Annotated in this window: 11 protein-coding genes; 8 read left to right on the top strand and 3 right to left on the bottom strand. The window is 39.4% G+C overall.

Translation table 11 applies throughout. From position 1 onward, the window contains the following. The first annotated feature begins 102 nt into the window (after positions 1-102). The 5 genes from cas1f (at position 103) to cas6f (ending at position 6,928) form a co-directional block, all read left to right on the top strand. The gene (gene cas1f, locus ACERC6_RS08230) at positions 103-1,071 is read left to right on the top strand and encodes a type I-F CRISPR-associated endonuclease Cas1f (RefSeq protein WP_373628613.1); all 969 of its coding nucleotides are present in this window, start codon (positions 103-105) and stop codon (positions 1,069-1,071) included. Then, positions 1,068-4,097: a CRISPR-associated endonuclease Cas3'' gene (locus ACERC6_RS08225; RefSeq protein WP_373628612.1), complete on the top strand. Its 3,030-nt coding sequence runs from the start codon at positions 1,068-1,070 to the stop codon at positions 4,095-4,097. Before cas1f ends, ACERC6_RS08225 begins: the two co-directional genes overlap by 4 nt. 206 nt (positions 4,098-4,303) lie before the next feature. After that, positions 4,304-5,287, top strand: coding sequence for a type I-Fv CRISPR-associated protein Cas7fv (cas7fv, locus tag ACERC6_RS08220; protein WP_373628611.1), 984 nt, complete (start codon positions 4,304-4,306; stop codon positions 5,285-5,287). 16 nt (positions 5,288-5,303) lie between these two features. Next, positions 5,304-6,326, top strand: a complete 1,023-nt coding sequence (gene cas5fv / locus ACERC6_RS08215) for a type I-Fv CRISPR-associated protein Cas5fv (RefSeq protein ID WP_373628610.1) — start codon at positions 5,304-5,306, stop codon at positions 6,324-6,326. Beyond that, a complete protein-coding gene (gene cas6f / locus ACERC6_RS08210) occupies positions 6,326-6,928 on the top strand; it encodes a type I-F CRISPR-associated endoribonuclease Cas6/Csy4 (RefSeq protein WP_373628609.1) in 603 nt (200 codons plus the stop codon). Before cas5fv ends, cas6f begins: the two co-directional genes overlap by 1 nt. A gap of 49 nt (positions 6,929-6,977) precedes the next feature. Here the strand turns inward: cas6f and def are convergent, their stop codons facing one another. After that, a complete protein-coding gene (def, locus tag ACERC6_RS08205) occupies positions 6,978-7,490 on the bottom strand; it encodes a peptide deformylase (RefSeq protein WP_373628608.1) in 513 nt (170 codons plus the stop codon). Positions 7,491-7,665: 175 nt separating this feature from the next. Between def and hisB the strand changes: the two genes are divergently transcribed. Together hisB and hisH are read left to right on the top strand one after the other, a co-directional pair. Continuing rightward, positions 7,666-8,262, top strand: a complete 597-nt coding sequence (hisB, locus tag ACERC6_RS08200; protein WP_284674532.1) for an imidazoleglycerol-phosphate dehydratase HisB — start codon at positions 7,666-7,668, stop codon at positions 8,260-8,262. Between the two features lie 11 nt (positions 8,263-8,273). After that, a complete protein-coding gene (hisH, locus tag ACERC6_RS08195; protein WP_284673698.1) occupies positions 8,274-8,915 on the top strand; it encodes an imidazole glycerol phosphate synthase subunit HisH in 642 nt (213 codons plus the stop codon). Between the two features lie 180 nt (positions 8,916-9,095). Here the strand turns inward: hisH and fabF are convergent, their stop codons facing one another. Both fabF and ACERC6_RS08185 read right to left on the bottom strand, forming a co-directional pair. After that, complete coding sequence (gene fabF / locus ACERC6_RS08190; protein WP_284673699.1) at positions 9,096-10,400, bottom strand: beta-ketoacyl-ACP synthase II; 1,305 nt, start codon at positions 10,398-10,400, stop codon at positions 9,096-9,098. A 514-nt stretch (positions 10,401-10,914) separates the two neighbouring features. Next, complete coding sequence (locus tag ACERC6_RS08185) at positions 10,915-12,123, bottom strand: anhydro-N-acetylmuramic acid kinase (protein WP_373628607.1); 1,209 nt, start codon at positions 12,121-12,123, stop codon at positions 10,915-10,917. Positions 12,124-12,352: 229 nt separating this feature from the next. On the opposite strand from ACERC6_RS08185, the gene ACERC6_RS08180 reads away from it, so the two are divergent. Further along, complete coding sequence (locus ACERC6_RS08180) at positions 12,353-12,769, top strand: adhesin (protein ID WP_284673701.1); 417 nt, start codon at positions 12,353-12,355, stop codon at positions 12,767-12,769. The last annotated feature ends 267 nt before the right edge of the window (positions 12,770-13,036 follow it).

Raw genomic sequence — 13,036 nt, 5'->3', positions numbered from 1 at the left:
TACACTTGATTATAAAATAGCTTTGCCCATAATTCAAACCTTCTTGACAAGGACCAATCATTGTGGTTGAATTTAAAAAAACTTTACATTGAGTTGCGGATAATGGACATCCTTAAACCTACTGACCTAAAAGCCATTCTGCATTCCAAACGAGCTAATATTTATTATCTGCAATATTGCCGTGTGATGCAAAAGGACGGACGGGTATTGTATCTGACAGAAGGTCAAAACGAGAATCTTTATTACAATATTCCAATCGCTAACACCACCTGTATTTTATTGGGTACAGGCACTTCCATAACTCAAGCGGCGATGCGACTATTGGCAAGTGCAGGGGTGTTGGTGGGATTTTGTGGGGGTGGTGGCACGCCTCTTTTTACTGGCTGCGAAATAGAATGGCTCACACCACAATCTGAATACCGACCAACAGAATATGTACAAGGCTGGTTGTCGTGGTGGTTTGATGATGACAAATGCTTAATCATCGCCAAACAATTACAATTAGCACGACTTTGTTTTTTGCAAAAAGTTTGGCAAAAAGATAAAGACTTTAAATCTTATGGTTTTGATATTAAGGATGAGTTTGTTGCCAAACTGCTTGATCAATATCAAAAAGAGATTGTATTACAAGACAGTAATCATGATTTGCTTGCATTAGAAGGACGAATGACCAAAGAGCTTTATAAAATCGCCGCCCAAAGCACCCGCAATGCAGGATTTCATCGTGATGTTGATGGCATTGATAAAGCCAACCGGTTTTTAAATCATGGCAATTATTTAGCCTATGGTTTGGGGGCAACCACCACTTGGGTGCTTGGCATTCCGCACGGCTTTGCGGTGATGCATGGTAAAACAAGGCGTGGGGCATTGGTGTTTGATATTGCTGATTTAATTAAAGATGCGATTGTGTTGCCACTTGCTTTTATTTGTGCAAAAGACAATGCCAGCGAACAAGAGTTCCGCCAAGAAGTATTAAACTATTTTACCGATTATCATGCACTTGATTTTATGTTTGATACGGTTAAGGAAATGGCATTAACAAAGGATTTTTCAAAAAGAGAAGGGCAATGAATGTTATCTTTATTTCAGAGTGCCAGAAAAAAGCCTTAAATCGTACTCGCAAAGTATTGGATGCCTATGCCAACCGCATTGGCGGTAATGCGTGGCAAACTGCCATTACCGAAGAAGGTTTGGCGATGGTCAAAAAGCTACTTCGCCAATCGGCAAGCAAAAATATGGCAGTGAGTTGCCATCGCATTGCCACTCGAAATCGCACGGAACTGGTTTGGATGGTGGGCAATAAAGACAAATTTAATGAACAAGGGTTTGTACCCGTTAATTATACAGAAAAGGCAGTTTTTATGGATTTACCAATTGAAACCAAAGGTATTTTAGCCAATACACACAGACAACCATTAAGCCAGCATTTATTTGCGGTGGGCTATTTGGCATATCATATTATTGAAAAATTAAATATAGACAACCCTAATTTATCAAAATCAGCATTTATCGCAGGGATATTGCACGATATTGGCAAACTTGACCCCAAATTTCAAGAATGGGTAACAAAAAAATATAGTCCCAATAGCGATGATGAATTGGATAATATCATATTGCCTGATGATGGTGTACATATTAGCAGTAATGATAAAGGGTTTTCTAAATTTAGTTTTGAAAAATATCCCCGTCATCACGAAATATCTTGGTTGTTGGCAAATTCTTTATTAAGAGATGAAAAATCATTAAATAAAAGTCAATTAAAACAAATCTTTCATGCCATTTATTGGCATCACACTCGTCCTTATCGTAAAAAAGAAGATGAAAAATATTTTGAAACCGCTCGTGGTATTGATAAAAAATGGCAAGAATATGTAAAATTAGCCCCATTAAAGAATCAAATTTCTGCTGTTTTTAAAGACATTCAATCTTATATTGAACATTTTGATTATCCTATTGCCCTACCAAAATTCAATGATGATTATGAATTAAGTGACAATGACCTACCAGATTATAGAGAATATGATAATTTAGCCGATAAAATTGATGAATTTACCGTTAATATTCAAGATAATGCCCTACATAATTTAGTGCGTATGGCGGTAATTAGTGCCGATAGAATGGTCTCTAAAATGTCGCCTGATGATTTGGCAGAATATTTGGCGGAAAAATCCTTAATTCACGCCCTAGATAATGAATTAAATCATGGCAATTTATTATCATCACATATTGAACATTGTTTAAATCAGTTTAATAAAAACCACCCCAATAGCGAAAGAAATAAAGCACAAACAATCTGTGCTGACCAATTAAAGTCGGTTGGCGAATATACAGGCTTTGACAAAAATTATATCGCCGTATTGCAAGGACCTGCTGGCTGTGGTAAAACCAAAATCGCCCTAGAATGGGCGTTCAAAACAGACGCCAAACAAATCATTTGGGTTTGTCCAAGAGTGCAAGTATGTTTGGGGATTTTGCAAGATTTAACAGGAAAAGATTATTTACCAAATGCCAATATTGAAATTTTTACGGGCGAATACAAAAAGATTATAACAAATCATCAAACATTTGATGATGCACCCGATACCGACCCAAAAGATTATTTTTCTGGAGATATTGTGATTACCACCATTGACCAAATGGTAAATCACATTATTTCTCATCAAAAAATTACGGGCTTATTAAAATTTATGCAATCACATATTGTGTTTGATGAGTTTCACGAATTAATTGTTCAGCCTGCCCTAAACTTATTATTTGCTGAACTGATTGAGATGAAAAAACATCAAAAACAGCATGCCAATACATTGCTGGTTTCGGCAACACCGCATTATTATTTCATTCAAAAGGTATTGAAATTGGATAATAACGACATTGTCAAAATAGACAGTTTTAATACTGCTCAATATCGTATTTCTTTGCAATCTTATGACGAAACTTGTGAAAATAATCCATTGGTGCATCAAAAACAGGACAGTCAGAAAAAAACCTTTGTGATTAGCAATACCGCCCAAAATGCTCAAATCGGGTTTTTAGTACATCAAAATGATGAAAAGGCCATTTTATTGCATTCCAAATATACTCGCCAAGATAAGGCGGATTTATTTTATCAAGTTTTTGAATGTTTTAAACAAAATGGCAATGGCAATTATGACATTTTGCGTAGTGGACCGATTGTACAAGCGTCATTAAATATTAGCTGTGAAAAAATGCTGACTGAAATGACGATCGCCGAAAATTGGTTACAGCGAATGGGGCGACTTGACCGTTTTAATTTAAATGGACAAGTAAATGATTATATTACTATCTACCCAAATTCTGCCATAAGCGGTAAACAAACCAGTAAAACCGCCAAATTTTTAGCCAATATGAATGGCTGGTACAGCAGTGTGGCTTGGCTGAATTTTTTACAAAATTATTTAAAAGATAAAGACACAGATACCGTTTACATCAATGAATTGTATCAAGTTTATGATAATTTTTATCAAAATGAACAATGCAAAGAAAAAATTAAAAACGATGTACTCGGTGCTTTAAAAGAAAGTGTGAAACTTATCAATGATAAAGTTACCGACCCAATCAGTACGCCTGCAAACAAAAAATCAAAAGACGGTGTGATGAAAATGTCTAAAACTTCATTGCGTGGCGATAATTGTTTTGTGCAAATGGCGGTGTGTGAAGTGGACAATCAATTAACACCAACATTTATTGATGAATATGCTTATGATGAAGATACCGACCATAGCGAAATTGTGGTTGGGCTGACTGAAAGCATCAATCGCATTCAAGGCGGGCATATTAAGTATCGAAATGAAGACAGAAATTTAGTTGCCTTTATGCGAAATAAACATTGGGAAATTAAAGGGGTGGACAAAGCTAGAAATAATAGCATATTATTAACTTTTGCACGTTCTCCCAAAACACCAATTTATTTAAGCTATATTCCAAGTGATTTGTTAAGTATTAATGCGAAACAAACCAACCATGATTATGCAATGTATTATGTAAAATCAACCAAACAAGTTGTGGGAACAATGTCCATTCAGGCATTGAAAGACCTACAGTCTGAAGACAGTAGGTCCGAGGATGAAGCCACCTAAGCGGTGGAAAAACGATAAAATACAGCTATTAATTGCTAAGCTACCTAAGCAGTAGAGATATAATCTTAGCATTTTTAGAACGATTTTGCTAAAAAACAACTATTAAGGAGTTGATTTTGACAAGTTAGGGTGTTATCATCAGTGTATGGGTAACACCCTATCTTTATTTATATACATTTTTACCCCTATTTAATAGAGTATTTTAAATGAGCAAAATTATCGGCATTAAAAGCGTTGATTTTAAAATTCAAGCGTTTGGACATGGCGTGGTAAACTATAACGGTCCAACGACTTTAAGTAATGAAGGTGTGGAAATTAATAACCACACCTTGCCGAAATTGCGTGGTTATACAAACTTAACAGGTCAAATTAAGGAAAGTAAGAGCTACAAATACAAAAAAGAAGCTAGCGATATTGATTTTAAACAAACGCCTTTATACATCAGTCAAAACTGCATTCGTCATCATCTATTCCGTGAACAAGCATATGACTTGCATTTTGTTAATCAAGAAAAAGATGGCGTTTTAAAACTGTTGTGTTCTTTGGTGGGTTTGGTTCGTGGTTATGTTGTTACCAGTTCCACACCTTTGAAGCGTACCAGTCCATTATTATTGGAAGACTTTGTAGACCAACTCGGTAATGGCAATTTTGAACAAATGGGGCGTTCTGGCTCAAAAGCAAAAGAGAAAAATAAAAAAGGCGAAGAAAGCAGTAAGTCTTTTTTCTCCAAAACCACTTTTGGTGATACTGAATATATCGCTTATGGTTCTATTAGCATTGAGCAATTACAATTTATTTCACTGGACAATAAATTTGACCGTTGTGCCATGATTATTAAAGACAATCAAGGCGAACAAATTGCCAAACAAATCCAAGATTTTATTCAATCTTTGGATAATACTCGCACGCCAAAAGCCACATTTCACGCCAATTATGTGCGTAAAGGCACGATTTATGAACAAGGCGAAGCGGGTATTTTATTGGACGATGTGGCGATTGATATTTTGATTGATACCACTTTAAATCTGATTTGTGATTTGGCAATTCGTCAAGCCAAAGGCTATATGTATGTAGATAATATTGAAGTGGATTATAATGACAGCAATAAAATGATGCGAATTAAACGCAGTCCTAATGAAGTCAAACCAGAACAATCAGGCCATTATGCAGTTTATTTTGAAGCCAAATGATATTGGGGGATGAATAATGCGAATTATCATTGAATATGAAGCCTCTTGGCGAAATTCTTTTTTGGACGGCTCTAATGATGAGCCGTTACCCAGAAAGGGGCGTAATTTTATTGGCTCAATGACCGAATTGAAAAGGCCTGAAAACTTTTTGCCTAGAGAAGTTAGTAAAAATACGGTGTTGGGGATTTTAAGTCGTTTGATTGGCGACCAAAGAAAATTGTATCAAGCACGGCAAAGCCAAGATTATTATTTTGCGGATTTGGAAGATTTTATTGATTTTAAAGATAATCCCAACATTATCAATCACGAAATTGCTTATATTCGCAATATGAAAGGCAGTACTGACCAAAATGCCTTTACAGGTATGATTAAAGTTAATGACCCGATATTTTTGTCAGATTATTCTTATGAATTTTGGAATGTATTGTCGTTAAATATTGATGAATTATGTGATTTTATTATCAATGATAAAGCAATTACTGATTTTAAGATTGATAATCCAATTTCACTTGACCCTATTGCTATTTTAAATCGCCTTGAAACCATTGGAAAATCCAAACCAGTAGACTGCATAGATGTCATTAAACGAGCGTCAGACAAATTAGCAAGTTTATTTGATAAATACAAACCATTGAATGCTAAAGGTTTGCAACTGATTTTACCAATGTATTGTTCGGCATTGTATTTACAAATGCAGCGATTGGCAAAGCGTTTTGACATGACTACCGCCAAGTCTAGAATGGGTGGGATTAGTGGCATTTCTAATAATGGTTTTACGCCCAAAGATTTTATGGACAAATACACAACAGGGGCGAAAAAAATAATTTATGGTAATCCCTATGTGCGTGAAGAGTTTATCAAAGGTGAAGGCAAAATCAACCACACTTTAAAAAAGGTAAGCGGGAAACTGGAAATCATTTTAAATATTGAACCACAAAAAGCCATTGAGCTGAAACAAATGATTGATAATGCAGGCGTATCGTCATTTTATTTGGGCAAGAAGGGCTTGGCGTATGTAACAGACATTCGGGAGAAATAATGAATTATTATCTTGAAATCACGCTGATTGATGGTGAAAAATCATTATACGAATTGTGGGCAGCTTTGTATTCGCAAGTGCATTTTTCATTGGTAGCAATGCAAAAAATGAATACTCACAATATTGGTGTCAGCTTTCCCAATTACCGTTTTATACAAAAAGACGGTAGAACTTTTGCCAGTTTGGGTGATAAATTGCGGATTTTTGCTGATGACGAAGAGCTTTTAGGGGTTTTTATGGCGGATTTGCAAAATCGCTTGAATGATTATGTAAAAAATTGGGAAGATTTTTTGCATTTTAAATCGATTAAAGCTGTTCCTGAAAACCATGGCCACGCCATTTTTAAACGCTACCGTGCCAAAAACATGGAAAAAGTCGCCCAAGAATTTGCCGAATTTAAGGGTATTGATTTTGATACGGCTTTGACCCATTGCCAAACACACAAAGCCCGGCCCAAACACCATCCGTTTATCCGCCTAAAAAGCGAAACCACAGGGCAAGATTTTTGTTTGATGATTGAAAAACAAACCGTAGAACAGGCTGTCATTGGTAAGTTTAGCAGTTATGGCTTAGGCGGGGCGAGCGTGCCTGATTTTTCATAACCATAAAAAACACAGTCGTTTTTGACCGTGTTTTTTATGGGTGGTAAGCCTAGCCTTTTTTTGTAATGACTTTGCGTACTTTTTCTCGTGCTCGGTCTTGTTTTAGGCGAGATAAATAGTCCACAAAAACAATGCCTTTTAAGTGGTCAAGCTCATGCTGAATGCACACCGCTAACAAACCATCTGCTTCAACGCTAAATTCCTGCCCGTTTTCATCCAGTGCTTCGATTCGCACTCGAGCAGGGCGTTCTACCGTATCGTACACCTCAGGAATGGACAGACAACCCTCTTGATAAGGAACAAGCTCATCGGTCAAAGGGGTAACTTTAGGATTGATATATACTTTTGGTTGTGGCTCTTCATCTTCTTTGGCAAGGTCCATCACCACTACTTGTATATGTCTGTCCACTTGCGTGGCAGCAAGTCCGATACCTCGTGCATCATACATGGTATCAAACATATCCTGAATTAAGGTCTTGATGTCATCATCAATGTTATCCACTTCTTTGGCGACCGTACGCAGGCGTGGGTCAGGGTAATTTAAAATCGGTAATAATGCCATAATGACTGCTCATTTTTTATTAAATCGTCCCATTATAATGCAAAGCCCAATGATTGGCAAAATTTATTGCTATATTGATGATAATTTCCCCAAAAGTCGCTTATTTTTGTGTAAAATGATCAGTTTGTATCATTCACCGGTCTTTTAGCCAAAAATATCTTTATCAGGAATAATGATGACAACACCACGCACCGCCCAGATTACCAGAAATACCGCCGAGACGCAGATTTTTGTGGCCATCAACATTGACGGTACAGGCATTAGTAAACTTGATACGGGTGTGCCATTTTTGGATCATATGCTAGAGCAGATTACCAGACATGGTCTGTTTGACTTAGAAATTAAATGTGTGGGCGATACTCACATTGACGATCATCATAGTGTAGAAGATATTGGTATTGCTTTGGGTCAGGCATTAAAAATTGCTTTGGGTGACAAAAAAGGCATTCGCCGTTATGGTCATTTTTATGCACCACTTGATGAAAGTTTAAGTCGTGTGGTGGTGGACATTTCAGGTCGCCCAAGTTTGCACATGGACATACCGTTCACCCGTGCTTATGTGGGCAAGCTCGATGTGGATTTATTTAGTGAATTTTTTTATGGATTGGTGAATAATGCTGCCATTACTTTGCACATTGATAACCTAAAAGGTAAAAATAGCCACCACCAGATTGAAAGTGTGTTTAAAGCATTGGCACGAGCATTGCGTATGGCGTGCGAGATTGATGAGCGAGCCAATGGTGCGTTGCCATCAACCAAAAATGTATTATAAGGTACTTTTTTATGACAAAAATTGCATTATTAGACTATGGCGTGGGCAATCTGTATTCGGTTGCCAATGCTCTAAAAAAGGTGGGTGCAGATGTCATCATTACTAATGAGCCTGCCAAGATTGATGTCTCTGACAAGGTGCTACTACCAGGGGTTGGGGCAATTGGTGATGCGATGCGTTACATGATGGATGCTGGTGTGGATGTGGCGGTCAAAAAGGCATTAAATGAAAAACCTGTCATGGCAATCTGCGTGGGTATGCAGGCGATGTTTGATTACTCAACAGAAGGTGGGCAAGTGCCATGCCTAAGCGTTATTGCAGGCAGTGTACAGCGATTTGATGCCAGCTGGACAGATAACGGGCAGGCTATTAAGATTCCGCATGTGGGGTGGAATGTGGTAAATGCCGATACCGACCATGTGCTGTGGCAAGGATGTGCTGGTAGGCACTTTTATTTCACACACAGCTACTACTGCGAGCCTAATTTTGATGATGAGAGAAATAAGGATATCATCGTGGCGACTTGTGATTATGGCAAGGTATTTTGTGCCAGTGTCATTAAAGACAATTTGTTTGTCACGCAATTTCACCCAGAAAAAAGCCATGATGCAGGTCTAAAACTACTATCCAACTTTGTTGAGTGGCAACTTTGATGTTTCATGTGGAACATTGATGGTGTCATGGGGTGTATGGTTTTTTGGTGGAATGCCAAACACACATAGAAGGACCAATAAACGCTCAAGAGAGTATTAAAAATAAAATGCACATCACATCCGATGTGCATTTTCATTTAGGTCAATAGCCAGTGGGATAGGCTTTTTTGAATAATGTCATCAGTTTTGCCAGCGGGCAAAGACCAGACTGCCATTTGTACCACCAAAACCAAAGCTGTTGCTAATGGCGTAGTTGAGATTGTTTACTTGTCTGGCTGTATGAGCGATGTAGTCTAGTGTACAGCGTTCATCAGGATTATCTAAGTTGATGGTGGGTGGCAAGGTTTGGTTTTGTAGGGCAAGCACCGTAAAGATTGCTTCAACCGCCCCTGCTGCACCGAGCAGATGCCCTGTCATGGATTTGGTAGAGCTTACCAAGATGTCATCGCCAAAGACGGCTTGAATGGCGGCACTTTCAGCGACATCGCCAGCAGGTGTGCTGGTGCCATGGGCATTAACATATCCAACTTGGTTAGCATCAATACCTGCATCATTTAGGGTATTTTTCATGGCACGCTGTGCTCCTTCACCATTCTCTGGTGGGGAAGTAATGTGGCTTGCATCATCGCTCATGCCAAAGCCAATCAGTTCTGCCAAGATGGTCGCTCCACGAGCCTTAGCGTGAGCTAGACTTTCAAGTACCAACGCACCAGCACCATCACCAAGAACGAAGCCATCACGGTCCTTATCAAAAGGGCGACTGGCTTTAGTTGGTTCGTCATTGCGAGTGGATAGGGCATGCATCGCTCCAAAGCCTGACATGCCAAGAGGTGTAGAGGCTTTTTCGCTACCACCGACCAGTACCGCATCCAGATCGCCATAAGCGATAAGACGAGCTCCAAGTCCGATGGCGTGTGTTGAGGTGGTGCAGGCGGTTGCGGTGGCAAGGTTTGCCCCTTTTAATCCGTGGCGAATCGCAATCAGACCTGCTGGCATATTAACAATTGCACCAGGAATGATAAAAGGTGAGACCTTTTTTACTCCATGTGTTTTTAAGGTGTCTCGGCTGCTTTCAATGGTGCCAATTCCACCGATTCCAGAACCCATCACGACGCCAAAACGCTCACCACCAACATTGATGGGTAGGCGATCGCCTTTGGTGCTGTCAATCAGACCTGCATGATGCAGTGCCTGTGCAGAGGCAACCTGTGCATAGCACATGAACTCATCATAACGGCGGACTTCTTTGGGGTTTAGATGCTCTTTGGCATCAAAGTCTTTCACCATTCCTGCAATTTGTGAGCGTAGTTCTTCAACAGGTGTGCCATCAAAAAAAGCATCAATCTTAGTAATGCCACTGATACCATGAGTAAGGTTATGCCAAATGGTGTCAAGGTCATTGCCCACTGGTGTGATAGCCCCCATGCCAGTGATGACGACACGCTGATGGTCTGGACGCTGGGAGTAAATGATTTTTTGTGTCATGGCGATATTCCATTAAAAATTGACTTGGCATCAAGTGCCAAGAGTGCATTCATGTTTTGTTACAAATTGCCTTATCTTAGCATGATTTTTTAGTGATGAAAAGTTTACAAGTGTATTTTTATGCTAATGGGTTTTATTGATGTTATTTGTTTGGTTGCATAAAATATCGTAGGTCTGTGCCGTGCTTTATCCGAAAACAAGACAATAAGCCATTGAGTTATTTAGAAGATGCTGAATTGATAGGGCTAATGGGTATCTGCTAATGAGTACTTGACTTGCTTTTACCCCTGATTGTTTGAGCTGTTTTGACTGTATTTAACAAACTGAGATAGCCCATAAGTTTGATGAATGCTCTTTATTATCAGATGATGGCTTGTTCAACGCTCACTGCATTAAGAATCATGTTTAATCCAGTGAATATAGGCTTATTTATTGGTAAGGTTGTCATCATGCCTTAAAAATAAAAACCGCAATTTATGTTATGCGGTTTTTGTTTTATGAAACGATAAGTTATTTAAGGAAAGCACACCTGACCTAGCACCACACTTTGACTTGCACCTGTTACACTTGGCAAATTGCCAGTACGCAAGAGCATGGTTTGGCAAGCTAGCCAAGCAAAGGCTAAACTTTCAACAAGCATGGGCGGAATACCCATGTCATCACTCAAATGAATCTGCCAATTAGGCAGATGAGTGGCAAGTCGTTCTATGAGATAGTCGTTTAACGCACCGCCACCACAAACGACCAGCTTGCCGTGCTTGGCGATTTGTAGTAGTGCATGAGCAACGCTGACGGTAGTCAAATCAATGAGCGTGGCTTGAACATCAGCGGCGGTGTAGGGAGTAGGATTTGTCTTGTCAAAGATACTTAGTTCTTGGTCAAGCCATGATAAGTTAAACTCTTCTCGTCCTGTGCTTTTTGGATAAGGTTGCCCAAAAAATGGGTGGGTTAATAGCTGACCAAGTAAATCGGGGATAATTTGCCCAGTTTTTGCCCAGTTGCCATCTTTATCAAAATCTTTCCCAGTATGGCGTTTACACCAGCCATCAAGCAATAGATTGGCACAACCTGTATCAAAGCCAATGGTTGCACGCTCGCCGTTAGATAATAAAGTAATGTTGGCAATACCGCCTAGATTTAGCACGGCTTTTTCGCCGTGTTCGTCAAAGTTGTTAAAAATTGCTTCGTGAAATGCAGGAGTAAGTGGTGCTCCTTGACCACCCACCGCCATATCACGGCGACGAAAATCACTGACGACAGCGATGCCGGTGCGTTCAGTCAATACATTTGGGTCGAGCAATTGGAGGCTAAAATGCCATTTTGGGCGATGACGCACCGTTTGTCCATGACAACCAATCGCACAGACGCTCTCGGTCTCTACTTTTGCCTTATGAAGCAGCTCCAGCACCGCAGATGCCGCCAACTCACCATAAAACACACTCGCCCAGCCAAATACATCAAGCTCGCTTTCAAAAGCAAGACAATTTTTCTGAATGTAGTCGCTCACACCATTAGGTACAGTAAGAGCCAGTAGGGCGGCTTTTAGGTCGTCAGGAAAACGAACGCTATGGCTTTCAATGACCACAGGACGCTCATCATCGAATCGACACAAGACCGCATCCAAAGCATCTAAGCTTGTGCCGCTCATCATGCCGATGAAATAAGGCTGATTGTCTATGTTTGCCCAGTCTAAGGATTCGTGTTGTAGAAACTCGTTCATCATGATTTGCCATCGCAAAAAGTCAAAGCATAGCAAATTTTCCAAGAAATTGTAATCATCGTCGTAAAATGTAATGATTTTTTGCAAAAAAGGGATTTTTGGGGTCCAATATTGCTTGGTAGCAATAAATTTTAACCATATTGTGCTACAAACCCTCGCTTTTTAGACCTATAGTTTCATCATGGAACAGTAAGGCTCCATATTCTGTGTATTGTCACTATAAGGAACAATAATGAAAGCTCTAAAAACAATCGCCCCAGTTCTTGCTCTTGGTTTGGCTTTTGCAGGTACTGCACACGCACAAACGATGGACGCTCGTCAAGCCGATGCGACAGCAACCAAAGTTCGCCAAGTAACTTACCAATGCAACGCAGGTGGCAGAGTTACGGTCAATTTTGGCTTTAATAAGCACAATCTGCCAACTTTCGCCGAAGCTCGTTTGGGCGGTAAGACTCGGTTCTTGCCAATCAACTTGTCAGCATCGGATAATGTAGACACCAATTTTGGCGACGAGAACAGCTGGAACATCAGCACCGATGCTTTGACATTGAACAACTACCACAAGTCTAGCTTGATGGTACAAGATTCAGACTCAAGCATCGCTTACAAAAATTGCCGAGTCGTCAGCACTAAGAGAATTAAAGGCTGACAGTCAAAAGCCGATGTTGATTCTACAAAAAACAGCCCACACCCGGGCTGTCCCCCCCCTTAAAAAACCCCATAAAAACCAATCACCTACAAACTTTCTACCACATTCTTAAAAAAACCTCTTTACAACCAAAAAAATCAAGGTATAATACCCACCACTCAAGCACAGCAAGTCATAAAAAACTTATTTAAATTCAATAAGTTAAAAAATTTGAGACGAGAATTAACAAATCTCAAAAAAACTTTAAAAATTTTTAAAAAAACGCTT

It is taken from the genome of Moraxella sp. E33BD, from assembly GCF_041807865.1.
GTDB classification, from domain to species: domain Bacteria; phylum Pseudomonadota; class Gammaproteobacteria; order Pseudomonadales; family Moraxellaceae; genus Moraxella; species Moraxella haemolytica.
This window is presented reverse-complemented; position numbering and strand designations above follow the sequence as displayed.

Bases quoted from the DNA above. Each gene is read 5' to 3' on its own strand.
- cas1f (WP_373628613.1), top strand. From the start codon at position 103: ATGGACATCCTTAAACCTACTGACCTAAAAGCCATTCTGCATTCCAAA.
- ACERC6_RS08225 (WP_373628612.1), top strand. From the start codon at position 1,068: ATGAATGTTATCTTTATTTCAGAGTGCCAGAAAAAAGCCTTAAATCGT.
- cas7fv (WP_373628611.1), top strand. From the start codon at position 4,304: ATGAGCAAAATTATCGGCATTAAAAGCGTTGATTTTAAAATTCAAGCG.
- cas5fv (WP_373628610.1), top strand. From the start codon at position 5,304: ATGCGAATTATCATTGAATATGAAGCCTCTTGGCGAAATTCTTTTTTG.
- cas6f (WP_373628609.1), top strand. From the start codon at position 6,326: ATGAATTATTATCTTGAAATCACGCTGATTGATGGTGAAAAATCATTA.
- def (WP_373628608.1), bottom strand. From the start codon at position 7,490: ATGGCATTATTACCGATTTTAAATTACCCTGACCCACGCCTGCGTACG.
- hisB (WP_284674532.1), top strand. From the start codon at position 7,666: ATGACAACACCACGCACCGCCCAGATTACCAGAAATACCGCCGAGACG.
- hisH (WP_284673698.1), top strand. From the start codon at position 8,274: ATGACAAAAATTGCATTATTAGACTATGGCGTGGGCAATCTGTATTCG.
- fabF (WP_284673699.1), bottom strand. From the start codon at position 10,400: ATGACACAAAAAATCATTTACTCCCAGCGTCCAGACCATCAGCGTGTC.
- ACERC6_RS08185 (WP_373628607.1), bottom strand. From the start codon at position 12,123: ATGATGAACGAGTTTCTACAACACGAATCCTTAGACTGGGCAAACATA.
- ACERC6_RS08180 (WP_284673701.1), top strand. From the start codon at position 12,353: ATGAAAGCTCTAAAAACAATCGCCCCAGTTCTTGCTCTTGGTTTGGCT.